Source organism: Mesobacillus jeotgali (genome assembly GCF_031759225.1).
Lineage (GTDB): Bacteria > Bacillota > Bacilli > Bacillales > Cytobacillaceae > Mesobacillus > Mesobacillus jeotgali_B.
Window position 1 is genome coordinate 3,774,325 of the sequence record NZ_CP134494.1, and the last position, 22,514, is coordinate 3,796,838.

The 22,514-nt window shown below is 43.8% G+C and carries 25 protein-coding genes; 6 read left to right on the plus strand and 19 right to left on the minus strand.

Features of this window, described 5'->3' with window-relative positions; genetic code table 11:
* Nucleotides 1-21 precede the first annotated feature (21 nt).
* The gene (locus RH061_RS19000) at nt 22-144 is read right to left on the minus strand and encodes a hypothetical protein (RefSeq protein ID WP_311072384.1); all 123 of its coding nucleotides are present in this window, start codon (nt 142-144) and stop codon (nt 22-24) included.
* Nucleotides 145-506: 362 nt separating this feature from the next.
* Between RH061_RS19000 and brnQ the strand changes: the two genes are divergently transcribed.
* A complete protein-coding gene (brnQ, locus tag RH061_RS19005; RefSeq protein WP_311072385.1) occupies nt 507-1,871 on the plus strand; it encodes a branched-chain amino acid transport system II carrier protein in 1,365 nt (454 codons plus the stop codon).
* 80 nt (nt 1,872-1,951) lie between these two features.
* On the opposite strand, the gene RH061_RS19010 is transcribed toward brnQ, so the two are convergent.
* Complete coding sequence (locus RH061_RS19010) at nt 1,952-2,074, minus strand: hypothetical protein (protein WP_311072386.1); 123 nt, start codon at nt 2,072-2,074, stop codon at nt 1,952-1,954.
* Nucleotides 2,075-2,416: 342 nt separating this feature from the next.
* On the opposite strand from RH061_RS19010, the gene RH061_RS19015 reads away from it, so the two are divergent.
* On the plus strand, nt 2,417-2,587 hold the full coding sequence (locus tag RH061_RS19015; protein WP_311072387.1) for a hypothetical protein: 171 nt from the start codon (nt 2,417-2,419) through the stop codon (nt 2,585-2,587).
* Nucleotides 2,588-2,729: 142 nt separating this feature from the next.
* Here the strand turns inward: RH061_RS19015 and RH061_RS19020 are convergent, their stop codons facing one another.
* Nucleotides 2,730-2,972 (minus strand): hypothetical protein, encoded by a 243-nt coding sequence (locus RH061_RS19020; RefSeq protein ID WP_311072388.1) that lies wholly within the window; start codon nt 2,970-2,972, stop codon nt 2,730-2,732.
* A 363-nt stretch (nt 2,973-3,335) separates the two neighbouring features.
* On the opposite strand from RH061_RS19020, the gene RH061_RS19025 reads away from it, so the two are divergent.
* Nucleotides 3,336-4,328 carry an LLM class flavin-dependent oxidoreductase gene (locus RH061_RS19025; protein ID WP_311072389.1) on the plus strand — a complete coding sequence of 331 codons (993 nt, stop codon included), beginning with the start codon at nt 3,336-3,338 and terminating at the stop codon, nt 4,326-4,328.
* Nucleotides 4,329-4,498: 170 nt separating this feature from the next.
* Here RH061_RS19025 and RH061_RS19030 read toward each other — a convergent pair whose 3' ends face one another.
* Nucleotides 4,499-4,627 (minus strand): hypothetical protein, encoded by a 129-nt coding sequence (locus RH061_RS19030; RefSeq protein ID WP_311072390.1) that lies wholly within the window; start codon nt 4,625-4,627, stop codon nt 4,499-4,501.
* A gap of 138 nt (nt 4,628-4,765) precedes the next feature.
* On the opposite strand from RH061_RS19030, the gene RH061_RS19035 reads away from it, so the two are divergent.
* Nucleotides 4,766-5,089, plus strand: a complete 324-nt coding sequence (locus RH061_RS19035) for a BC1872 family protein (RefSeq protein ID WP_311072391.1) — start codon at nt 4,766-4,768, stop codon at nt 5,087-5,089.
* A gap of 57 nt (nt 5,090-5,146) precedes the next feature.
* On the opposite strand, the gene cydS is transcribed toward RH061_RS19035, so the two are convergent.
* From cydS to RH061_RS19075, 9 genes are all read right to left on the minus strand, one after another.
* Entirely contained in the window at nt 5,147-5,245 is a 99-nt protein-coding gene (cydS, locus tag RH061_RS23105) for a cytochrome bd oxidase small subunit CydS family protein (protein ID WP_396654820.1), read from the minus strand.
* A gap of 11 nt (nt 5,246-5,256) precedes the next feature.
* A complete protein-coding gene (locus RH061_RS19040) occupies nt 5,257-6,282 on the minus strand; it encodes a cytochrome d ubiquinol oxidase subunit II (protein WP_311072392.1) in 1,026 nt (341 codons plus the stop codon).
* Entirely contained in the window at nt 6,279-7,625 is a 1,347-nt protein-coding gene (locus RH061_RS19045; RefSeq protein ID WP_311072393.1) for a cytochrome ubiquinol oxidase subunit I, read from the minus strand. Before RH061_RS19045 ends, RH061_RS19040 begins: the two co-directional genes overlap by 4 nt.
* Before the next feature lie 278 nt (nt 7,626-7,903).
* Complete coding sequence (locus RH061_RS19050) at nt 7,904-8,551, minus strand: phosphatase PAP2 family protein (RefSeq protein WP_311072394.1); 648 nt, start codon at nt 8,549-8,551, stop codon at nt 7,904-7,906.
* Nucleotides 8,552-8,683: 132 nt separating this feature from the next.
* Complete coding sequence (locus RH061_RS19055; RefSeq protein ID WP_311072395.1) at nt 8,684-10,006, minus strand: UDP-glucose dehydrogenase family protein; 1,323 nt, start codon at nt 10,004-10,006, stop codon at nt 8,684-8,686.
* Nucleotides 10,007-10,008: 2 nt separating this feature from the next.
* A complete protein-coding gene (gene galU / locus RH061_RS19060) occupies nt 10,009-10,905 on the minus strand; it encodes a UTP--glucose-1-phosphate uridylyltransferase GalU (RefSeq protein ID WP_311072396.1) in 897 nt (298 codons plus the stop codon).
* Nucleotides 10,906-11,015: 110 nt separating this feature from the next.
* Nucleotides 11,016-11,783 carry a HipA family kinase gene (locus RH061_RS19065; protein ID WP_311072397.1) on the minus strand — a complete coding sequence of 256 codons (768 nt, stop codon included), beginning with the start codon at nt 11,781-11,783 and terminating at the stop codon, nt 11,016-11,018.
* Complete coding sequence (locus RH061_RS19070; protein WP_311072398.1) at nt 11,776-12,885, minus strand: glycosyltransferase family 4 protein; 1,110 nt, start codon at nt 12,883-12,885, stop codon at nt 11,776-11,778. The genes RH061_RS19065 and RH061_RS19070 overlap by 8 nt, the downstream gene beginning before the upstream one ends.
* Before the next feature lie 44 nt (nt 12,886-12,929).
* The gene (locus RH061_RS19075; protein WP_311072399.1) at nt 12,930-13,940 is read right to left on the minus strand and encodes a serine/threonine-protein kinase; all 1,011 of its coding nucleotides are present in this window, start codon (nt 13,938-13,940) and stop codon (nt 12,930-12,932) included.
* Between the two features lie 318 nt (nt 13,941-14,258).
* On the opposite strand from RH061_RS19075, the gene RH061_RS19080 reads away from it, so the two are divergent.
* Together RH061_RS19080 and RH061_RS19085 are read left to right on the plus strand one after the other, a co-directional pair.
* The gene (locus tag RH061_RS19080; RefSeq protein ID WP_311072400.1) at nt 14,259-15,041 is read left to right on the plus strand and encodes a hypothetical protein; all 783 of its coding nucleotides are present in this window, start codon (nt 14,259-14,261) and stop codon (nt 15,039-15,041) included.
* A 229-nt stretch (nt 15,042-15,270) separates the two neighbouring features.
* Complete coding sequence (locus RH061_RS19085; RefSeq protein WP_311072401.1) at nt 15,271-15,654, plus strand: SET domain-containing protein; 384 nt, start codon at nt 15,271-15,273, stop codon at nt 15,652-15,654.
* Nucleotides 15,655-15,876: 222 nt separating this feature from the next.
* Here the strand turns inward: RH061_RS19085 and RH061_RS19090 are convergent, their stop codons facing one another.
* The 6 genes from RH061_RS19090 to RH061_RS19115 form a co-directional block, all read right to left on the minus strand.
* Nucleotides 15,877-17,340: a PAS domain-containing sensor histidine kinase gene (locus RH061_RS19090; protein ID WP_311072402.1), complete on the minus strand. Its 1,464-nt coding sequence runs from the start codon at nt 17,338-17,340 to the stop codon at nt 15,877-15,879.
* Nucleotides 17,341-17,473: 133 nt separating this feature from the next.
* Nucleotides 17,474-18,880: a protoporphyrinogen oxidase gene (hemY, locus tag RH061_RS19095; RefSeq protein ID WP_311072403.1), complete on the minus strand. Its 1,407-nt coding sequence runs from the start codon at nt 18,878-18,880 to the stop codon at nt 17,474-17,476.
* A gap of 453 nt (nt 18,881-19,333) precedes the next feature.
* Entirely contained in the window at nt 19,334-20,131 is a 798-nt protein-coding gene (locus tag RH061_RS19100; RefSeq protein WP_311072404.1) for a DUF2705 family protein, read from the minus strand.
* A 15-nt stretch (nt 20,132-20,146) separates the two neighbouring features.
* Nucleotides 20,147-20,944, minus strand: a complete 798-nt coding sequence (locus RH061_RS19105) for an ABC transporter permease subunit (protein ID WP_311072405.1) — start codon at nt 20,942-20,944, stop codon at nt 20,147-20,149.
* Between the two features lie 3 nt (nt 20,945-20,947).
* Nucleotides 20,948-21,832: an ABC transporter ATP-binding protein gene (locus RH061_RS19110; RefSeq protein WP_311072406.1), complete on the minus strand. Its 885-nt coding sequence runs from the start codon at nt 21,830-21,832 to the stop codon at nt 20,948-20,950.
* A 40-nt stretch (nt 21,833-21,872) separates the two neighbouring features.
* Nucleotides 21,873-22,502 (minus strand): TetR/AcrR family transcriptional regulator, encoded by a 630-nt coding sequence (locus RH061_RS19115; protein ID WP_311072407.1) that lies wholly within the window; start codon nt 22,500-22,502, stop codon nt 21,873-21,875.
* Nucleotides 22,503-22,514: the final 12 nt, after the last annotated feature.

Here is a 22,514-nt window from a genome sequence, read left to right on the forward strand (position 1 = left end):
CAATCAAAGGACAGAAGCAAACTACTTCTGCTCTTCTGTTCTGGCCACGCTGATTAAGAAATCAATCGCTTCCTTTTCTTCTCTTGTCAAATATCGTCCTAAATCCGGATTTTTCAAAATTGCTTCTGCTTGTTCAATCGTCATCAGATTCTCTCCTGAACTCAATATCATTCCTTATTTTCTATCGGATCAAAGCAGCTTTTTTTTAACAGCAATAGAATACTTCCTGTAAACAAAACTCCCTAAGAAGTACTACAAGGCGAACCGCACCTTTATTCTAAAAATACTAAAAATTCCATTGACTTGTGAAGTGTAAATATATATAGTAGTTTGTATTATTCTTCTTTAGGTTCAATGAAAAGATAGGTTTTCACTCTATTGTGATGGATTGAACAAGGAATGTATGTCTATCAATTTCCTTCCCTTCTTAAAGAAATACCTCCTTACCAACTGAAGAAAGCGTAAATCAGCATTCACTACATCATCAAGAAAAGGAGACAATTTACATGCAGCAAAAAATTCCGTTTTCCACCTATGCCCTGATTGGAACCATGCTTTTTGGAATGTACTTTGGTGCGGGGAATTTGATTTTTCCTATCCAATTAGGCCAGCTGGCAGGCACGAACTTCTGGCCAGCGTTAATTGGCTTCCTGGTAACAGCCATCGGCCTTCCTTTTCTAGGCATACTGGCAATAGGGCTTTCCGGAAGCACTGGTCTGCGTGATTTAGCCAGCAGAGTTCATCCTGTTTTTGGCATCGCCTTCGCGACAGTTCTTTATTTAACGATTGGACCCTTTTTCGCAATTCCGCGAACTGCTACTGTTCCATTCGTTGTTGGCTTTGAGCCCTACATCACTCCAGGACAAACCGGTTTATGGCTGGGGATTTTCAGTTTTGTTTTCTTCGCCATCGTTTACTTTTTCTCACTGCATCCTGCGAAGGTGATAGATTACATTGGAAAATACTTGACACCTGCATTTCTCGTTTTTTTATTTATATTGATTGGGATTTCTGTAATTAAGCCAATGGGAAGCTTCGGGGAACCGAACGGTGCTTATGCAAATTTGGCTTTTATCACTGGGTTTAAAGAGGGGTATAATACAATGGATGCCCTTGCTTCGCTGGCCTTCGGGATCGTTATCATCAATGCCATTAAAGGTAAGGGAATTACCAGCACTAAGGATATTGCCAGAGCTACATGGAAATCAGGTATTTTCGCAATGACCTTGATGATGCTAATTTACGGACTCATAACATATATGGGAGCATCAAGCATATTGGCCATCGGAACATTCGAGAATGGCGGACAGATTTTCTCAGCAGTAGCACAACACTACTTTGGATCCTTCGGTGCAATCTTGCTCGCAATAATCATTGTTCTGGCATGTTTAAAAACAAGCATTGGGTTGATCACAGCATGCAGCGAGTTTTTCCATGATTTATTACCGAGGGTTTCTTATCAAAAGTTTGTGCTTCTTCTTTGCATCGTGTCTTTCATAATCGCAAACTTTGGTTTGAACAATATCATCCAATTTGCTGTACCTGTTTTAATGTTCCTTTACCCATTAGCTATCATCCTTATCTTATTAACACTGGTATCACCACTTTTCGGATATAAGCAAAGCGTATTTGCAGCTTCTATAGCGATGACATTATTTGTGAGTGTTTTTGATGGCTATAGCGCGTTGGCCGCTAATCTGCCGAATATAGATATTTCTTTATTCAACTCTGTAACGTCTATATACAAGGATTATCTGCCTCTATACAATATTGGCCTTGGCTGGATCCTGCCTGCTTTCATCGGTGCAGTCATCGGTTATATGTTGCCTAAAGCTCATTTCCCCGTAAAAAAATACCAAAAAGAACTGTAGATTTCTCTGCAGTTCTTTTCTTTGTGGTTTTCCATTAGGATTATCAAGTTGCTGATTCATCTTTAAAATTCAGAAGCGCATCATTTATTTAGTTTCCTTTGAGCTTTCAACGCTACCTTCTCAAATCCATTCCCTCTCTCTTCCGCAAACTCCACATCCGCTTTCGGAAGGGCTTTATCATGCTTAGGTTTCTTTTTAGCCATATGATCACCTCCTTTGTATTTTCAGGCTAATTTCTATTTTGCGGGTTCTCACCATTTGGTCTTAGTGTGTTGTAAAGACTGCTCAATACAGACACCGCTCTTTCAGTTGGTTGCCTATTTACGTGCCTCCATCGAGCCTATGGATAGCGCTTTTGCCCTATGAACGTTGCTTTGCGCGTCTCCATCGAAAAAAACTTTGGTTTTAGTTTTTGTTCTTTTTAGGCAGCTATGCTTTTATTTTTCACTAAAAATCTTGTTGCGTTTATCTGGATTATGACAGGGTATGTTTTAGATAATACTAAGTCTGCTTGCAGCAAGCAGTTTGATGAAAGGAGCCTTATCATGAAAAGGAAACTCTTTTATGGAATCCCCTTGGCGCTTGCTATTTTCATTGGTGGCTGTTCTGCGGAGACGGACCAGGAAAATGAACCGCCGGTCGAGGATACTGAAAATGATGTGGAAGATGAGGATTTCAAACTGGATGATGATAAATCAGACAGTGATGGGGAGTAAACCCCATGATGTCCGAAAAAATGCTGTTCCTTCAAACCGGAAGGAACAGCATTTCTTTAAACTTTTTCGCTCCTTTAATTTAAAGTGGACATTTAATGAAAAAACCTTAGGACCGAGACGGTTCTAAGGTTTTCATCATGCATTATTCTTCAACCGATTCTTCGATTGTTTCTTGTTCATCTTCAGTTAACTCTTCATCATTTTCAGTTGTGCCTTCTTCAGGTTCATCAGGCAATTCGTGGGTTCCATCTGGTGCCGGAGGAGCTTGTTCATCCTGTTCCATCACCGGATCTTCTTCAGGCGGCGGCTCTTCTGTGGCTCCGCAGCCGGCAAGCAATAGGCCAGTCCCAAAAGTGACCGAAAGCAGTATGTTTTTTGTCTTCATGTTGCTACTCCTTCCTATTCTTGTCTTTCCTTACTTATAGCCCATCTGAGTGTAGATAAAATTATTCAAAGAGAATATAAAAGGTAATATATGGGCTGTTGTAGACTTTGGCGCTGTGCTAAAACTGGTGATTCTCTTGGGTGGCTATCCTTGCTGGGTGTTTGTTTGTCTGCACATGATAAGGGAATACTTTAAAAAACTCTGTATCCATTAGAAGATTCTATCGGACAAACCAACCGTCTTTTTTGAAACTTTTGTCCGTTAACAAGGACTTTTTAGATGGTCGCTATTAAAACTGACGGCCAATTCTTTTCACAATTTGTTGCCATAGCAGATGAAGCAACGATTTAGCGGGGTGTTAAAATGAAATTGAGTGTACTTGACCAATCTGTCATCAGCAAGGGGGATTCTGCTGGCCAGGCGTTAAGGAATACAGTTAAGTTGGCACAAATCACGGAAAACCTGGGATATACCAGGTTCTGGGTGGCTGAACATCATAATACCAATGGCATCGCTGGTTCTTCACCAGAAGTACTGATTTCCCATATTGCTTCCATGACGAGAAAAATCAGGGTGGGTTCGGGTGGTGTTCTTCTTCCACAATACAGCCCTTATAAGGTCGCGGAAAATTTCAAGATGCTGGAGACCTTGTTTCCAAACCGGATTGATGCAGGGCTCGGACGATCTCCGGGCGGGTCAGCGACAACAAGGCTTGCATTGACTGATGGGATGAGGAAAAGCTTAAACGAATTTCCGAGACAGGTTAAAGATTTGCAGGCATTTTTAAGAAATGAGTTAATCCCAGACCATCCATATCATCAGGTTAAAGCATACCCAGAAGTAACTGGTTATCCTGAACTGTGGCTATTAGGGATTACGCACAGAGGTGCACGACTCGCAGCAGAACTTGGAACAGCCTTTACATATGGCCATTTTATTACGCCCGTTAATGGCAAAAGGGCCCTGGAACAATACTATCGGGAATTCCAGCCTTCAGCATTACTTCATGAGCCCAAAGCAAATGTTTGTGTTTTCGTCGTTTGCGCAGAAACAGAGGAAAAGGCTGACGAATTGGCCTTAAGCCAGGATCTATGGCTTTTGCGAGTTGAAAAAGGAATGGACACGAGAATTCCCTCGGTGGAAGAGGCAAAGAATGCTCCGCTTACTTCTAGCGACCGCTCCAGAATCCAGGAAAATCGTAAACGGATGATCATTGGAACGCCGGAAAAAGTAAGGGATGAACTTTTGAGGCTGAGCGAAGTTTATAAAACAGATGAATTCATGGTTATCAATAATCTATATAGCTTCGAGGAGAAGGTGAAGACATACACTTTGTTGGCTGATTCTTTTCTTTAATGACCTTTCTGAAAGGGGGAGTAGCCCCCTTTCCATTATTCCTTTAAATCTTTTTTAGTCATCTCGCTTCGAATATTCACATCTTTGGAGATGTTCCGCTCTTTATTGTTAGGGTATTTGTTTTTACGTTCGCGGTTATCGTTACGATTTGTCATGGCTATCCCACTTCCTTATTTTTTTCGGTTTTTCCCAGAATTGATGTCCTGGTCATTTCCTAACTCACCGTTTGTGCGGCCTTTTTCTTTGGCGATCTTACCGCCGAGCCTCACATTTGGCTGGCTGATTTCTTTTTCATTCATGTTTTTCACCCCCAGTTTTAAGATGCTCAAGTTTTTAAATAAAAATTTATTTTCATTGCGCCTTACATCTGTTATGTAATATAATAATTTTAATTAATCTGTTATATAAAAATATTTCAAAAAGAGAGGGAGAAAGCAATGACCAAAACGGATGCAATTGCACGGAGAATTTTAGGATGGAAGCTGAACAGATGGGACCGCTGGTTCGATTATGAAAAGGGTGTTTTCATCTATGACTCTGAATTCCAGCCGGAACAGAACCTTGTTCATGCGATGCTGATTGTCGAGAGATTGGAGAAACTGGGCTACAGCTTTTCATCCAATGGTGTTTCCGAGGCATCTTTCAACCAATTCAAAGGGGCTGGTGAAAATCTTCCTGAAGCCATTACGAATGCCGCCTATGCGATCATTGAAAATGACTCAGTAGTATCCAGTACTTCCTTGTGGCGCAAGCTTTCGTAAACCCCACAAAAAAAAGAGCTGTCATCCTGACAACAAAGGATGACAGCTCTTTTAAATTCATTCCACTTTTTCGTCCTTCCCTGCCAGCCAGAATGACGCGGCAATCGATGCAATAATGACAATGAAAGGTGCGTAAAACATTGTGAATTCAGCCATTTTCCAACCTCCTATGCATGGTCGTTCCTTTTCCCCTGGACATAGTCTTTATTGAATAAAAACAACCTTAACAGCAGGTACAGTGATGGAAGCAGCAGCCCGAGCCCAGCAATGAAGGCAATGATTAGTGCAATGGCCATCGCTTCATTTGTAAAGCTGTCGTATATGCTGAGAAACGGATAGAGCAGATACGGATAATGCGAAATGCCATAGGCAAAAAAGGCGATAAAGAATTGGCCGGTCAATAGTCCAAACGCCACGCCGTATGCCTTGCGTTTTCCGATCAGGTACACGGTTCCTAAAAACAGGATGAAGGAAATGGCAAACATCCACCATAAATCAACCAGGCTGCTGTAATGCTCAGGATTATGGCCCTGAAGTTCCACGATGATGCCTGTTGCCGTCACGATCGCCGGCACAGACCAGATTAAAGCATATCTTCTCAGCAATTCTGTTGCCGGTTCGTCCTGTGCCTTGTTCGCATACCAGGTCAAAAAAACGGCGGATATATAAAGAACGGCGGCAAGACTCAGGACAACTATGCTCCATGTCAAAGGACTGGTGAAAAGAGCCCAGTAGTCCAATTCAATTCCTGATGGGGTCTCTTCCACAAATCCTCCTTCTGAAATCGTGAGCACGATTGATAGTGAGGCAGGGATGAACAGGCCAGTGAGTCCGTATAAGTACGTGTACCTCTTGTGCTTTAGTCCACCGTAAGTGGTGAAAGCATAATAAGCTCCGCGGATTGCGAGCAAAACCACTCCGATGCTGGCCGGAACGAGCAGGATGGTGCCGTAGTAATAAGCTGTTTTAGGAAAGAAGCCGACAATTCCCACGAAGAAAAATACAAGGAATACATTTGTGACTTCCCAGACAGGTGATAAGTATCGCTGAATGATTCCTGTCAGGATATGCTGCTTTCCCCTGAACAAGCTGTATGCATTGAAAAAACCTGCTCCGAAATCGATGGAGGCGACGATGACATATCCGAAGAGAAAGATCCAAAGAACCGATATCCCGATTATTTCAAGTGTCATCGAAACTCACCCTCCTTCTCCAGTTCCCTGTCTGCCAGTTCCTGTTCAACTGTATTTTTTCTGAACATCCTTGTTAATACAACGGTGCTGCCAATGGCAAGTATCAAATATAAACCTGCAAACAGGAGAAGCATCAAATCGACCTGTCCGCTGGTCGTTGCCGCATCCTCTACCTTCATGATTCCCCGCAGTATCCATGGCTGCCTTCCGACTTCAGCAAACCACCAGCCCAGTTCGATCGCCACCATGGATAACGGACCGCCGAAAACGATCAGCCAGCGATACCATCTGGTCCGGATAAAACTCCATTTCATCCACACACCTACAACATAGGCAAGCGACAGGGCCATCATCCACATCCCGATCGTCACCATTCCATCAAATAAATAATGGATATACAATGGCGGGATTTCATCTTCAGGGAATTCATTAAGGCCAATGACCTCAGCATTCGGATTGCTGTGTGCCAAAATACTAAGTGCATAAGGAATCTCAAGCGCATATTTTACTTCGCCGTCATCAAGAACACCATACAACATCAACGGCGCCCCCTCATGTGTCTCGAAGTGCCATTCCGCTGCCGCCAGCTTTTCCGGCTGATATTCTGCAAGATATTTACCTGAGAAATCTCCAATGACCGCAGCTGCAATCGAAAAGATCAGGCCGATTTTCATCGTTAAAAATAACGCTTTTTTATGGTAGATATGATTGGATCCTTTTAAAAGCCTGAATGCGCCAATCGAAGCGAGTACAAAAGCCGAAGTCATATAAGCTGTCGCCAGCACATGGGCAACCTTTGTCGGCATCGCCGGATTGAACATCGCCAGAATCGGATTGATATTGACCAGCTGTCCATCCACAAGGTCAAATCCTTGCGGCGCATTCATGAATGCATTGACAATCGTGATGAACACAGCTGAAAATGATGCCCCAATCGCAACCGGGATCAATAGCAGCAAATGTTTCTTCTGATTTTCAAACCGGTCCCAAGTATAGAGATAAATTCCCAGGAAAATCGCTTCAAAGAAAAACGCGAATGTTTCCATGAACAACGGAAGCGCGATAACATTGCCTGCCAATTCCATAAAATTAGGCCACAACAATGACAGCTGCAGGCCGATGGCCGTCCCGGTCACAACTCCTACGGCAACAGTGATGACAAAACCGCGCGTCCATCTCCTTGCCAGCAGGATATAATGCTCATCCTGTTTCTTGATTCCGAGCCACTGAGCAATCATGATCATCAGCGGTATTCCCACTCCAATAGTGGCATAAATAATATGGAAGGATAATGTAAGCTCCGTCAAGACACGGCTGAAAAAAACTGATTCTTCATTCCCCATTTTTCAATACCCCTTTTCTATCCCGCAAAAATTCTTCCGATAAAAGACAGACCCATTATGGCAGCCACTATAAATGCAAGCCACATAAGCATTTTTTCTTGTTTTTTATACATAAAGTCACCTCGAGAGTTTGTTCACTAAATCACATTTTTCCATAAGCCTCTGACTAAATCTTTTATACAGTATAAATGTGAGAGAAATATGTTATGTATTCCATTTCGGTGTCTTTGATTTCATTCCCTTTATCGGGCCTGTTAAAACGGTAAAACAGTATATTATCAGTGTCCCCTTTTCGGTATATCCAGCCTTTCTTTATATCTTTGGAAAAACCAGATCACTGCTGCGACCCACAGACCGCTGGCTAGAAATCCGCCGATGATATCACTCGGGTAATGTACACCTAAATAAACCCTGCTTATTCCAATCGCAAAAATCATCAAACCGCTGAACATGATGACGATGATTCTCCCCGTGCGGGTTGCGACATGGCGCCAGAGCAGGAAAGCAAGGATACTGTAAAAAGAAAAAGCATTCATCGCATGGCCGCTCGGAAAGCTGTATCCTCCTATTTCAATCAGCCGGTGAAAATCTGGCCGGGCGCGATGAAAATACAATTTCAGCAACCTGTTCAGAATCGGCGTCATATAAACTACAGACAGGAAAACAAGGATTTCCAGCCTGTGTCTTAGCAAATAAAAAAGGAATAGGAAAATGGGAATGGTCAGGATGACGATGAACTTTAAGGAGCCAATATAGGTAAAGAATTTCATCGCCGCAGTCAGCCCCTCTGCTTCCAGTCCCTGTACCAGATCAATGACAAACCGGTCGAACACAACAAGATGTTCAGCCTGTACCAGATAAGACAAAACGATAAAACCAAATAACGAACCAAAAAAGGCGATGAAAAGCTGCAGATTGAACTTCATGAATCAGGTTCCCTCCCGTGCGTTCTAAATCACCCTTACTATTCCCAGATCCGCTATTTTAAAAAGAGTTTTCATGATTACATCATTAGCAAGTTAGTAATATACACAAACCAAACTAAAAAAGGAATGAACTTAATCATTCCCTTTTAAAATAACCGCCGGCCTTCCGACTGGATAATATTCAATTGTCTTGCATGCCTTGAGGGCAGCTTCATCTAAACAGTTCCTGCCGTCAAAGATGATTGGCTGCTTCATGACATCCAATAGGGCTGCAACATCATGCTGTTTGAACTCTTCCCATTCTGTGACGACAAACAATGCATCAGCATCTTTCGCAGCTTCAACTGCCGAGTCCACGTAAGTGATGATGTCACCGATGACCTTCCTTGCATTGCTGGCTGCAACTGGGTCAAAGGCTGCAACTTCAGCCCCTGAGGCAGTCAAAGAGCGTGCAATTTTGATCGACGGCGCTTCCCTCATATCATCCGTATTCGGTTTGAAGGAAAGGCCGAGCATGGCGATTTTCTTTCCATTTAATGTACCGAATCGTTTTAAAGCCTTATCAACAAGCAACTCTTGCTGATGTTCGTTGATGGAGATCGTCTCTTCTAATAATGAAAAAGGAACCCCAAGCTCCCTGGATGTGTGCAGCAGTGCTTTCACATCCTTCGGGAAACAGGATCCGCCATATCCTATTCCGGCATTCAAAAAGGCCGATCCAACCCGCTTATCAAAGCCCATTCCCTTCGCTACATCCTCGACGTCAGCTCCGGCAGCTTCGCATAGATTGGCAATTGCATTGATAAAACTGATTTTCGTCGCCAAAAATGCATTGGAGGCGTATTTGATTATTTCCGCGCTTCTCACATCGGTCAGCAAAAACGGAACGTTCAGCGGTCGATACATCTCCTGAATTTTTTCAGAGGCACTCACATCGTCAGAGCCAATGATAATCCTGTCAGCTTTCAATGTATCTTCGATGGCTGATCCCTGGCGCAGGAACTCCGGATTGGAGACCATCTTGATCTCAACATTACTTTTCAGCTGCCCTAACAACAGTTGTTTCACATATTCATTCGTGCCAACTGGCACAGTGCTTTTAACCACGACCACACAATCCCGGACGATATGTTCAGCAAGATCCTTTGCAGCTTGCTCAAGATAGCTCAAATCCGCCCGCCCATCATCACTCTGGGGTGTCCCGACAGCAATGATGATGATGTCCGCTTCCCTTAATCCTTGCTGATGAAAAGTAGTGAAGGCCAGTCTTCCTTCGGTGGAGTTTTTAATAAGGAGTTCTTCAAGCCGTGGTTCATAAATCGGGGACTTCCCTTCTTTCAGGAGGTCTATTTTCCTTTCATCAACGTCAATGCAAACGACTTCGTGGCCGATTTCAGCGAGGCACACTCCGGTGGATAATCCTACATAACCAGTTCCAAGTACAGCGACCTTCATTGTCAGTCACACTCTCTCTTCAGGTCCGTCATCCCCAGGACATCTCTCAAATACTCGATGACATCTTCCCGGGTATCCTCCCTTTGCAGTGCGAAATCCACCGTTGCCTTGATGAAACCGATTTTATCCCCGATATCATATCGCTTTCCCTCGAAGTTGTATGCCAATACGGCCTGCCGTCTGTTAAGCTCATTAATCGCATCGGTCAGCTGTATTTCCCCACCATGTCCCGAGGGAAGCTGTGCCAAGACATCAAAAATTTCCGGCCTCAATACATAGCGTCCCATAATCGCATAATTGGAAGGTGCTTCATTTTTTTTCGGCTTTTCCACCAATGAATCGATATAGAAAAGGTTCGGCTCCAGGTTCGCTCCCTTTGGCTTTACGACTCCATACTTGCTGACATCGGTATCAGGTACGCTTTGAACAGCTATGACAGAGCTATTGCAGTATTCAAACTCGTTGATGATTTGCTTTAAGCATGGAATTTCTGACTTTACAATGTCATCCCCGAGCAAAACAGCGAATGGTTCATTGCCGATGAAGCTTCTGGCGCAAAGGATGGCGTGCCCAAGTCCGAGCGCCTCCTTTTGCCGGACATAATAAATCTTTGCCAGGCTGGATATCTTTTGGACCTCTTCTAAAATAGCAAGCTTATTCTTTCTTAGCAGCGCATCTTCCAGCTCATATGATTTATCGAAATGATCTTCTATCGATCTCTTTCCCCTGCCGATGATGATAATGATTTCCTCTATCCCCGAGGCGACTGCTTCCTCTACGATATATTGGATTGTCGGCTTATCAACGATTGGGAGCATTTCCTTTGGCTGCGCTTTAGTTGCCGGTAAAAATCGTGTCCCAAGCCCGGCTGCCGGGATAATAGCTTTTCGGATTTTCATATGCTGCCTCCCTTTCGAATTCCATAGTCTTGTATATTCAAAAGGCCGTGCTCCTGGCACGTTAAAGGCCTACCAATTCAAAAATAGACTATAATTAGCTAGATTCCTGTCTATTCGTGAAGAGGCCGGTAAACTTTTTTTATATATCGGGGCAGCAGCTTCGGAAGGACCTTCTTGCGCCGCCTCAACAATTCGGTCACTATCGCCTTTTTTTCTTCCTTCGTAACCATCCAATCGTCAGGGATCGTTGAAACAATTTCCTCTATTAAAAAAATCGGGATCGTCTGGATGAGCTCGAGCTGTTCATTGAATGCTTCTTCTTTTTCAACAAAGGCTGCCATTAATCGTTGAGCTGAGCTTTTCCTCAATCCTGTCGGCAAATTTCCAATGCTTTCAATCTCCCAATTATATGACCCAAAAATTTCGGCATGGTCGATGATCCATAAATGATAGATATCCATGGATGCTTCCTGTAAAAGAATATTTTTACGAGTGCGGTCCCTGTTGCCCAGCCAATAATCAAGGAGGATGATTCCTGCCAGCGTCTCTGCATTCACAATACCGGAAACATCTGTCACCTGGTGGCCGTCAAGGCAGTTCGGCACATACAGAGAGGCAAATTGAAATTGTGTAGCAGTGAATTGATCGCAATCAGGAATCATTGCGGCAAAATCCTCTGGGATTTCAACCAGCCTGGAAAATGGAACTGGCAGTCCAAGGTACCTAGCGAGGCAATAGGCCACCCATTCATTCGGCAAAGTTTTTTCAAAACCAGCCTGGAAAAATTTCACGACATATTCTCTGCCATCATCGAATGCGATGAGATGGGCATTCGATTTCCCTTCTAGTTTCCTCCGGTACGCAACAGGTTTAATCATGGCTGATCCCCTCCTCTCTGCTGCCATAAATGATTTCGTACAATAAATCGATATACTGGTCTGCTACGACTTCGATGGCAAAATGCTGCTGGGCATGCTGGATCGCTGTCTTGGACATCTGCTGCTGCCTATCAGGGGAGTCTATGATGGAGTACAGCTTATTGACGGCATCCTCGACATTTTGTCCATAGTAGAGCATGCCAGTCTTCTCCTGGAGGACCAATTCAGTGACCGGCTTCATGTTCGATGCCACAACAGGGACACCGCATGCCATCGATTCAATAAAGGTATTCCCGAAGGATTCAGACTTGGTCGTTGCCAGGGTGCAGCCTCCGGACTTGCGGATTTTCGCATAGACATGCGGCATTTGCTGATAAGGAATGACGGGATGCCATTTTACGATATCTGTCAGGTCTTCCTCCTGCCATTTCGCTGCGAACTGTTCCCGCTGGACACTTTGCGCACCGCCAATCAACCATATTTCGATATCATTGCGTTCAGTTTTGATTCTTTTGGCAATTTCCAGGAGCATCGGCCAGTTTTTCCGTTTATCCACTCGGCCGATCCAACCGATGATTTTCTTGTCTTCCGGCAGCACCGGGGCTTGATGATGATCAATTTCCCTTTCCCTCAAAGGGCGGAAGAAAGATGTATCCACGCCGTTATAAATGACCTGGACTGGTTCAATTTCAGTTAATATGGAAACGACTCGCTTTTGATAATCGGAAGGGACAATGATGGTTTCAGGTTCAATTCCCCTGAAGTTTTTTAAGTGAGGCTGAAGCTTGATAATTTCCGGGGTACGGGCCTCTATGATCACAGGGCCGGTATAATTCGCTTTTCGGATCCATTTATAGGCATCCTTTGTATCGACAACGATAATCGCATCATAATTATTCGCTTGGATAATCCCTACTATTTTGTTTTCGTCCTTCGTCAGGTAGACTGGAGCAATATCCTCCATGATATGAAGGCCGCCATGGTCAGTCGTATACAAAAATTCAGTATCGATTCCATGCTTTTTAAAATAGATGGAACGATTCCTCCACCCAGCGTTCACTCCGCCAACAGTCAGCAGACGCCAGATTACTAGTACTTTCATTTTGGAATCTCCTCTCTATAGATTGGGCATCCTCCTCGACTTACTTACTTTTTCCGTTTCTTTTTCTTCTTATCAAGGCTCTTCAAGATTTTATCCCACGATGAGTCTGCAGCAAGACTGTTCGTTTTTTCAGCATTTTTATTAAAAAATGATGATAAATCGATTTGTCCCTGCTTCTTGTTCTTGCCTTTAAGCTTTCTGGCCTTTGTAGGTTCCAATCCCATTTCTTTTCCCTCCCAGTATTCATCGATTTTATCCATGACCGCTTCAGGGTCTTCTCCACGTGCAAGCATTGTTTTCACCCATTCCTCCTTGAAAACCTTGTGCATCATGTTTTCAAGCTGACGAAAATGGACCTTTTTATCAGAAGTCGTTAACAGACGGTCACTTAATTCGCGTAACTTTTCCTTATCCGGTTCCTCATCAAGCAAGAGGTGATAGATTTCGCGGGAGATGTCCTCCATCTCGATATAATACTTCCATTCCTCGTAAAGCTCAGGTTTCAGGGATTGAACATGCTCTAAAAAGATTTTCTTGTTCTTTTTACCGAGCGAAGTCATCAGCTTCCTTGGATAAGGATATACCCTATCACGCCAAACAGCCCTGGCAACGTCAATCACCTTCAGACTGCCATCAGGCTGAAGATATATCTGCCTTTTATGATGATCAATCCGATCATAGCCAATCTCCTTGAAGGTGATCAGCATATGGATCAATTTCAGAGACAGTTCCTCACTCAATGGCTGGGACTGCAAATACTCCCTCACATCAACCCCTTTGATGATCTCCATCGCGATGTACAAATCTCCCTTCGCATACAAGCGCGGAAAAAAATCCGATTGCTGGCCGAGAGAAAGAGCATAATATTCCCGCTCACAGTCCTCTTCATTGCCAAACACCTTCACACAAATATCATCCGTCAATTTAAAAACCGCCCCCTGCCGGCCCTTTCCAATCATCTCCAGCGGGGAACCATTCACGACCTCAACATCCTCATTCTCCAGATTCGTCACCTTGATTTGCTTCATGCATTTCTTCAAAAACTTCGTATCCACACTACTCCTCCTTGCTCTCCACTAGTTCCACTTCTTAATTAATAAATTCAAGGTTGGCCAAAAACGTACGGGCATGAATCTAGTAAAAGCAAAATGTGTGTGCAAGTAGAGATGAATGCGGAGGTCGGCGAGGGTAATTGTTCTTCCTTTAATGGATGATGGACAGGAATTGCTGAGTTTCCTTCTTTTCTGTCCGTCATAGCCAGAATGACGGATATATCCGGGGCGGCTCTGCTTCAATGTCTTCCGTTCACAAATGGCTGGCGCTTTTTTTCTTTGGTCTGTAAAGGTAAAATAGACTTGAAAGGAAGTGGTCAGATGGCAAACTCGGCTGCAGACTCTAGACAGTCACATTTAACTCAATATATCCCGCCTAAGGGGATGTACGAAGAATTCGAGGATGATGCTCATTATCTCGCGAAGGTGAAAGGATGGGGTTTGAGCACGAAGAAAGAGTTTTGGTATAAAGACAGATACCAGCATTGCCTGGTTACGATAAAAGGATATGAAATCTTCGGTGAAACAGCTGAATTCAATACTCTTGTGATTGAATTTCCGGATGGCAATCTAACTTGTATCCACCCGGCGTACCTGAAGGAAATGCAATCTTCCGGCTTCGGGAAGGAAATTATTGCTCAAGCTTCCGGTGATGAAAGTGCAGCTGTGGAGGTAAAGAAAGAGAAGAAACCTGAACCAGCAGCTCCTGCGGCAATGGAAGCTAAAGCTAAAACTCCTGCAAAAAAGGAAAAAGTAAAAAAAGCTCCTAAATTAGTACTGCCAGAGGAAAAGGTCCATTTTACAGCGACTGTGAAGCAGTTTGCGCTAAGCTGGAACCATTTCAATGAGGATAATGACGAAGTAGTCGTGTTCGAGAATGTCAGGATCGAGCAAGAAGAACCAATCGAGGTTGGCCTTGCTTGGGGCTCACACAGCAAAACACTGAAAAAGCATGAACTCGAGCCTGGACAGCAGCTTGAATTCGACGGCAAAATCGTCAAGAAAAGCCTGCCAAAAGGCAAGGACGTTGAAGATGAGGCTCTGCTCCTCGATGTTTCAGTTGCTTATAAAATCAATAACCCGTCAAAAATCACTAAAAAATAAAGATGGACTGGCCGCATTTAAGCCAGTCCGTTTTTTTAGGGCAAAACCCTATTGCTTCTTCAACATATTTCAGCAAAAAAACGAGGAATGAACTCAAATGGGGCGTTGCCATAAACGTGCGTTTTTTACGGGAATGCCTGGAAATTCATAATAAGTTTGCATTTCTTTAAAAAAACCGTCATGCTAAAGAATGAAGAACAACAATGTAATAGAGCGAGCAGGTGAAAAAATGATTCAAGTTAAAACTTCTGAAATTAGCGATGGAGAATTCAATAGAGGGGTATTCGCTACTCGTGATATTGCAAAAGGCGAATTGATCCATGAGGCTCCCGTGCTATCCTATCCGAACGATCAGCATGTTCATATCGAGAAAACGGCGCTAGCGGATTATGCCTTCGAATATGGCATTAATCACTCTGCTATCCTCCTGGGATACGGAATGTTATTCAACCACTCATACGAGCCTAACGCAACGTATGAAATCAATTTCGACAATCACACATTTGATTTCTATGCCTATCGTGATATCAGTGCTGGGGAAGAAATCTTCATTAATTATAATGGGGAAGAAGATAATAACGATCCATTATGGTTCAACAAAGAAGAGGAATAAGAACAAAAAGCGCAAGCGCCTCGTTCAGCCCCGACATGCGCTGGAGGGCCTGACAGTGAAGTCGTCCTTTGACTTCATTGGCAGGACCGAAGCGTCTCGAGGGGCTAGGCGCTGGAGCTGGATTAAGATACCCATATAGAGTTATCCACACAAAAATACTTTTATAATTTCCTATACAACTAGAAAGCGGCTTCCATTTCAGGAAGCCGCTTTTTCATTTGCCTATGTCTCCAGGCAATCCAGTTCCACGACGACTGTCGTCCCTTGCCCCTCTTCACTAATGATCCTCATCGTACCGTTATGCTCCTGGATGATTTTATTGCTGACAGTCAATCCAAGTCCGATTCCTTTATCTTTTGTTGTATAAAAAGGCGTTCCGAGATATCTTAGGCGGTCTGATTCGATGCCTGTTCCCTCATCCGAAATGCTCACAAGCACCTTCCCCTGTCCATTCAGCTGAAGGTCAATAATGATTTTTCCACCTTCTGGCATGGATTCAATCGCATTTTTCAGGAAGTTTAAAAATACTTGTTTCAGCTGATGCCCATTGCACGACAGCGTAACAAGCTGTTCCGGATAATTTATGATGATCTGGACATTATGCAGCAAGGCCTGCGGATGGATGATACTTATCGTGCTGTCCAGGATTGACTTCAGGTCTTCTTTTACAAACTTAACCGCCTGAGGCTTCGCCAGTGACATGAACTCATTGACAATCGTATCGATCCTGTCGAGTTCATTCATGATGATGGCCAGGTAATCTGCTTGCTTCTCTTTATCAAGACATGACTGCAATAGTTTCGAAAAGCCCTTCAATGAAGTCAACGGGTTGCGAATTTCATGTGCCACTCCTGCTGCGAGCTGACCGGTGACCGAAAGCCTGTCCAGATTCCGGATGGTGGCGTCCTGTTTGACCCTGTCCGTAATGTTCCGGCCGACACTGACAAAGGACTCTATCTCTTTTTTCTCATTGTAGATCGGTGAAAAATTATACTCTGTGTACACCGTATTCTGGTCACAAGTCGTGAATTTCTTCCGTAAAATCTGCGGCTCCCCTGTTTCGAGGATTTCCTTCAATTTTTTATCCAGAATAGACTCTTCCTCAGGTGACAAAAATTCACTCAGGTTTTTACCGACGATTTGCTCGGGCTTCAGATTGATTACTTTTTCATGTGAAGGCGATGCATACACGATCACTTTATTCTTATCAATCACCTTGATCAGGTCCGTCGTATTCTCGGTGATCAGTTCATACAATTCCCTTGTTCTATTTAATTCGCGCTCCATGCTCACTATTTTAGTGATGTCACGATAAATGGCAATGATGGCGATGATTTTCCCGCTCTTATTCCTGAAAGGAGAGTAAGAGACCGCTATATCGAGCATTGACCCGTCTTTGTGGTAACGTTGCGTTATCATATTGGTAAAAGCTTTACCATTCTTGACTTCTGCGATGATTCCCGGTACAAAGTCAGGATTTGAAAACTCATAGAAAGTTCTCCCAATCAAGTCTTCTTCTGTATAGCCAAAAATTTCAGTGTACTTATGGTTGATCCTTAAAAATCGATTCTCCATATCGACAATAGCAAATCCATCAGCTGTGCAATCCAAAAATAAACTCAGCAGTTCATTAGGATCATAGATTGTTCCATCATCTGTACCGATTATCGGGAAACTATTACGCATAGAGATCTCTCCAAACTTTTTTATCCTTATATCCCTATTTTACAGAAGGTTTAGACTTTTCTAAAGAAATATTTAGCTATCTTTCTATTAAAAGTAAAAAACCGCCATCTTTTAATAGATAGCGGCCGAAATTTTATGAAAGATGGCTGATGACTTTTTCCACTGCAGCCTCTGCCTGGTCGATACAGCCAGGGATACCGACTCCTTCAAAAGAACCGCCGGCAAGGTAGACTCCCGGGAGCTCATGACCCAGCTGTTTTTTCACCCGGGCAATCCTTTCAAGATGCCCGACCGTGTATTGTGGCATTGCTTTTCTCCATCTGGTGATTACATGGAAAATCGGTTTTGCCGTGATGTTCATCGTCTTATTTAAATCTCTTAGAACGATTTCGACGATTTCCTCATCCGACAAATCCACCGCTTCCTGATCATCCGGCTTTCCGACATAGCAACGGAGCAGCGCCATATCTTCCGGTGATGTACCCGGCCACTTCTTGTGCGTCCAAGTACATGCTGTGATCCTGAAATCGCTGTTCCTTGAAACGAGGAAGCCTGTTCCGTCGATATCCTTCTCAATCGCCGATTTCGGGAATGCCAACGCAACATTTGCCACAGAATTGGACGGCATCTTTTTGAAGTCTTCCATAAATGCGTATTGTGAAAGCATCTGCTGTGCATGGAAATGATCAGTCGTGATGACAACACTGTCCGCAGCTTCAACATCTCCAGTTTCAAGCTGTACTTGGTAGGTATTGCCCGTTTTCAATACCCTTTTTACAGCAGTCTCCTTCATGACCGTTCCCTCTTCCAGGCGGGCCTCAAGCCGGTGAATCAACTCCTCAAGGCCTGTTGACAATGAGATGAACATACCTTTTTTGGATCCCGGTTTTTTTGCTGTTTTCGGCGGCTTTGGCATTGATTTATTCAGTCCTATTACGAGGCTGCGATGCTTCTGTTCGATATCGTAGAAGTTCGGGAACAAGGCCATCAGGCTCAGTTCATCAATGTCGCCCGCATATATTCCTGACAATAACGGATCAATCAGATTGTCGACCACCTCATCACCCAGTCGATGACGGAAAAAGGCCCCAAGTGACTGGTCTGCTTTCGGAGTTCCTTTTGGTAAAATAAAGTCCCCCGCTGCCCGCAATTTTCCCAGCGGTGAAAATAATCCTGATAATGCAAATGGGGTTACCTTCGTGGGAATGCCCATGAAAGATCCTTCAGGCATTGTATGAAGCTTGCCTCTAGCGTAAATATAGGATTTGCCGGCTGTGTTGGAAATGATTTTATCCTTAAGGCCCACTTCTTCTATCAATCTAGTAGCACTTTTCTTTCTCGCTATGATCGAGTCCGGCCCTCTCTCAATAACGAATCCGTCACGCTTCTCAGTACTGATGACACCTCCGAGACGGTCACTTGCCTCAATCAATTTCACTTTAATCGGCAATTGCTTATCCCTGGCTTCCTTTTGCAGGTAAAATGCTGTCGCCAGGCCCGTGATTCCGCCGCCAACAACAATAACCTTCTTTTCTTCCATTCCGCTCACCTATTCTTGTAGTAATGTAATGTATTTTGATTATCCTATTTTTGAATTAAGTAGGTATGTGAAGTTTTTAACATATTTTAAGTATAACACCCAAAATGTATAGGAAACTGGCTGTTTTTTTACTAAAATGTGAACGAAGAAGTTAGAGAAAGTATCGGATGATTTACAGTTGGCAAAAGGAGGTGCGATTTCAGGTCAATTAAGGATAGTTCCTTTGCTGGAATACACGAAATGTACCTTTATCGCAGACGTTTCCCCCGCATAAGGGTATGTTTTGCTCTTAAATGTACCCTTATAGCTAACGGAACCCTCGCATAAGGGTATGTTTAACTCCTAAATGTGCCCTTATAGCAGACGATCACCTCGCAAAAGGGTACGTTTCGCTCTTAAATGTACCCTTATCGAAGCAAGATGCCTCACATAAGGGTACATTTAACCCTAGAATCACAAATTCATATCTCTTTTACGATAAAAGACATAGGTCACGATTGTGAGCCCGGCCAGCAGTAAGAATGACAACACAAGATACAGTGGATCGAATCCGCCTTCTTCTAAAATCAGCTTCGCATCATAATACTTGAATGGAGTCAGAAACTTCAACCCTTCCAGCTTATCATTCAGATCGACTGCGACTGATAGGATGAAAAGGAGGAGCAGGATGCCTGTGGCCAGGGATGTCGCTTTTTTGGCGTTCGTCAAAACAGCGGCGATCGCTGTTCCGATGACGAGGAAAATCAACTGAATGATGAACATCCCGACCATCAGCAGCATGATGTCCCCCATGACGTCCTCACCTTCTGCATATTTCTGGACCATGCCGACGGAGGAAGCGAAGGTGACGAGATTAAAAATCAGGATATTCACCAGGGCGGCCATTAATTTAGATGTAATCATCTTTGTTCTTGAAAGCGGTTTGACTAGCAGGAACTCTACCGTTTTGTCTCTCTCTTCCTTGGCGAGGATGTTCGAACCTAGCATCGCCGCATGAATGGCTGCCATGACTGCCAGGTACAAAAACAGGACTCCGAAATAACCGATTGGTGTCGACAAATCGAGCGAACCGGTGCCCATGATGGCCTGAAGTGATTTCGGCATATCGGCCATCAGCGCATTCATCGATTGACCGGTTCCCTCGAGGCTTGAGAACTTTGCCATCCCCGAAGCGACCATGAAGACCACCCCAATGCACCAGATGATCAGCGATTTTCTGTTTGCTTTGATTTCTCTTTTAAAAAGGTTCACGATTTTCCCTCCTCCCTAAACAGAATGGACATCCTTTTTTGCGTACAAATAGTAACTGGCAACCACCGCTGCCATGATAACCAGTGCCCCAGTCACAAGGAAAGAAGCTTCGTAGCTTGCATGCTCCGTGATGTATGACGAGTCAAAGTAATTGAATGGCGTCAAATAACGCAATGCTTGATCTTCCGTTGACGAACTGATCATGCCGAGCATGAAAAATCCGAACACAGTACCGAGTGATACCGATATCACCGATTTAATCCTAGGAAAAATCACGGAGGTCACGATTCCAAGCGCCATGAATATAAGCTGAAGGAAGAACAGGGAAGCTCCAATCAGGAATAAGGCTTCTTTGTTAAAATCGTCCTCAGCCACGATGGAGGCCATCATAAATGTCGCTGTGATAAAAACGATATTGGTGATCACCAGGGAAACCAGCGCAGCCATCAGCTTCGAAGTAACAACTTGCGCTCTCGTCACCGGCTTAGTCAGCAGGAAGTCGGCGGTCTTCTCTCGTGTTTCTTTGGATAAAATCGAGGTGCCAAGGTTCATCGCCTGGATTGCGCCCGCAAGCTTCAGGTACAGGAATGCATAAGAGAAGAACCCAATCAATGTCGCTATACTGTCCACCGAAAGCCCAATCGCCTTACGCAACTCTACCGGGAAGCCTTCAAGCAGTTTTTTGAACTCTTCGGCATCCTTTGAAAAGGAAGGAAACATCGATAAAAACAACACTACCAGCGCCACCAATGACAAGGTCCATATCATCGTCGATTTCCGGTACGCCTTCAGTTCATGAAGGAACATATTCATGATCTATTCCTCCTTTTCATAATAATGCATGAAGATCTCTTCAAGGTCAGGCTCCTCCACCCAGAGGTTCGAAACGTCAATTCCCGCGATTTTTTTCATGATCAAGTTGAGATTCCCTCTGAATAAAAAGCTGATTGTGTTGCCATCCTGCTCTATTTGGTTGACGCCTTCGATATTAAAAAGGCTCTTATCGATTTTTGAATTGGATTCGATCTTGAATTTCTTGTACGTATTCTCTTTCAGCGTGCTGATTTTCTCGACGGTGACAATCCGGCCGTCCTTGATGATCGCCACCCTGTCACACAGCCTTTGCACCTCGCTGAGAATATGGGAAGAAAACAGGATTGTCGCGCCTTTCTTGTTTTCTTTTTCCAGAAGATCGAAAAACTTCTGCTGCATAAGCGGATCCAGACCGCTTGTCGGTTCATCGAGGATGATCAGTTTCGGTTCATGCAGAAGTCCCTGGACAATGCCAACTTTCTTTTTGTTTCCAAGCGAAAGGTCATCGATTTTCTTCGTCAGGTCCAGCTCCATGATGTCTGCAAGCTCTTTGATCCGCTTTGTGCAGTCCTTTTTGTAAAAGCTTGCCGAATACTTGAGCAGATCCATGACATTCATGTTGTCATAGTAAAACACTTCCGAAGGCAGATAGCCGATATCCTTTTTGATTTCAGGCGCGGCGGTGATGATGTCTTTGCCGAAAATCGTCGCACTGCCGCTCGTCGGATAAATCAGCGACAGCAGCGTCCTGATTGTCGTCGATTTCCCCGCCCCATTCGGCCCTATGAAGCCGAAAATCTCTCCTCCTTCTACATTGAAGCTGACATTCTCAATTCCCCTGGCCTTGCCGTACATTTTCGTCAGATTTTTAATCTCAATCACGTTCATGCCAGACCCTCCCAGATACTTTTCTTTTAACTCTTCTCTTTTATAAACTCTTGTAAAAAGCCTTCTTCATCATATCGATATACACTTCCGCTTCCTTGAATGCTTCATCGAAATCGTGATGCCCTGTGTTCAGTTTTTTGGCCTTTTCCAGCTCCTGGTTGCTGAAGCCCTGGAGCGTCCACATGATGATGTTGATTGTTCTTTGGATGTCGATTCCGTCCCTGAACATGGTCATATCAATATTTTCGAATAATCGGCTGTAGCTTGCCTGAATCAGTTCCGTATTTGTGTTATTCAATATTCCCTTTACTTCTTCCGCAGTTTCCATTGAGGCCGCCACCATGAAATCAAATACCTCCGGATGCTTCGCCATCAGCTTGTTTTTCAGGATCATCAGCGTTTTCATCCGTTCGAAAATGTCGCGTTCGCTCAAGTCCAATTCATTGAAGAACTCTTTTACCATGACATCCGCAAAGTGGTTATAAAGGAATAGATAGAGTTCTTTCTTGTTTTTAAAATAATGAAAAAGCAGTCCTTTTGAAATTCCTGCTGATTTAACGATTTCATTCGTAGAGGCATTTTCATAGCCTTTTAGGGCAAACTCCTTGAGAGCAGCATTCAGGATTCTTTCCTGCTTTTCAGGATTGATACTTGAAAATTTTGAAGTCATCGTGCCCTCCTT

Coding starts and splice junctions, on each gene's coding strand:
- galU (WP_311072396.1), bottom strand. CDS start 10,905: ATGAAAATCCGAAAAGCTATTATCCCGGCAGCCGGGCTTGGGACACGA.
- RH061_RS19115 (WP_311072407.1), bottom strand. CDS start 22,502: ATGACTTCAAAATTTTCAAGTATCAATCCTGAAAAGCAGGAAAGAATC.
- RH061_RS19000 (WP_311072384.1), bottom strand. CDS start 144: ATGACGATTGAACAAGCAGAAGCAATTTTGAAAAATCCGGATTTAGGA.
- RH061_RS19040 (WP_311072392.1), bottom strand. CDS start 6,282: ATGACACTTGAAATAATCGGGATATCGGTTCTTTGGATCTTTCTCTTC.
- RH061_RS19105 (WP_311072405.1), bottom strand. CDS start 20,944: ATGAATATGTTCCTTCATGAACTGAAGGCGTACCGGAAATCGACGATG.
- RH061_RS19080 (WP_311072400.1), top strand. CDS start 14,259: ATGGCAAACTCGGCTGCAGACTCTAGACAGTCACATTTAACTCAATAT.
- RH061_RS19045 (WP_311072393.1), bottom strand. CDS start 7,625: ATGGGGAATGAAGAATCAGTTTTTTTCAGCCGTGTCTTGACGGAGCTT.
- RH061_RS19085 (WP_311072401.1), top strand. CDS start 15,271: ATGATTCAAGTTAAAACTTCTGAAATTAGCGATGGAGAATTCAATAGA.
- RH061_RS19055 (WP_311072395.1), bottom strand. CDS start 10,006: ATGAAGGTCGCTGTACTTGGAACTGGTTATGTAGGATTATCCACCGGA.
- brnQ (WP_311072385.1), top strand. CDS start 507: ATGCAGCAAAAAATTCCGTTTTCCACCTATGCCCTGATTGGAACCATG.
- RH061_RS19015 (WP_311072387.1), top strand. CDS start 2,417: ATGAAAAGGAAACTCTTTTATGGAATCCCCTTGGCGCTTGCTATTTTC.
- RH061_RS19035 (WP_311072391.1), top strand. CDS start 4,766: ATGACCAAAACGGATGCAATTGCACGGAGAATTTTAGGATGGAAGCTG.
- RH061_RS19090 (WP_311072402.1), bottom strand. CDS start 17,340: ATGCGTAATAGTTTCCCGATAATCGGTACAGATGATGGAACAATCTAT.
- RH061_RS19065 (WP_311072397.1), bottom strand. CDS start 11,783: ATGATTAAACCTGTTGCGTACCGGAGGAAACTAGAAGGGAAATCGAAT.
- RH061_RS19050 (WP_311072394.1), bottom strand. CDS start 8,551: ATGAAGTTCAATCTGCAGCTTTTCATCGCCTTTTTTGGTTCGTTATTT.
- RH061_RS19025 (WP_311072389.1), top strand. CDS start 3,336: ATGAAATTGAGTGTACTTGACCAATCTGTCATCAGCAAGGGGGATTCT.
- RH061_RS19020 (WP_311072388.1), bottom strand. CDS start 2,972: ATGAAGACAAAAAACATACTGCTTTCGGTCACTTTTGGGACTGGCCTA.
- RH061_RS19010 (WP_311072386.1), bottom strand. CDS start 2,074: ATGGCTAAAAAGAAACCTAAGCATGATAAAGCCCTTCCGAAAGCGGAT.
- cydS (WP_396654820.1), bottom strand. CDS start 5,245: ATGGCTGAATTCACAATGTTTTACGCACCTTTCATTGTCATTATTGCA.
- RH061_RS19030 (WP_311072390.1), bottom strand. CDS start 4,627: ATGAATGAAAAAGAAATCAGCCAGCCAAATGTGAGGCTCGGCGGTAAG.
- hemY (WP_311072403.1), bottom strand. CDS start 18,880: ATGGAAGAAAAGAAGGTTATTGTTGTTGGCGGCGGAATCACGGGCCTG.
- RH061_RS19070 (WP_311072398.1), bottom strand. CDS start 12,885: ATGAAAGTACTAGTAATCTGGCGTCTGCTGACTGTTGGCGGAGTGAAC.
- RH061_RS19110 (WP_311072406.1), bottom strand. CDS start 21,832: ATGAACGTGATTGAGATTAAAAATCTGACGAAAATGTACGGCAAGGCC.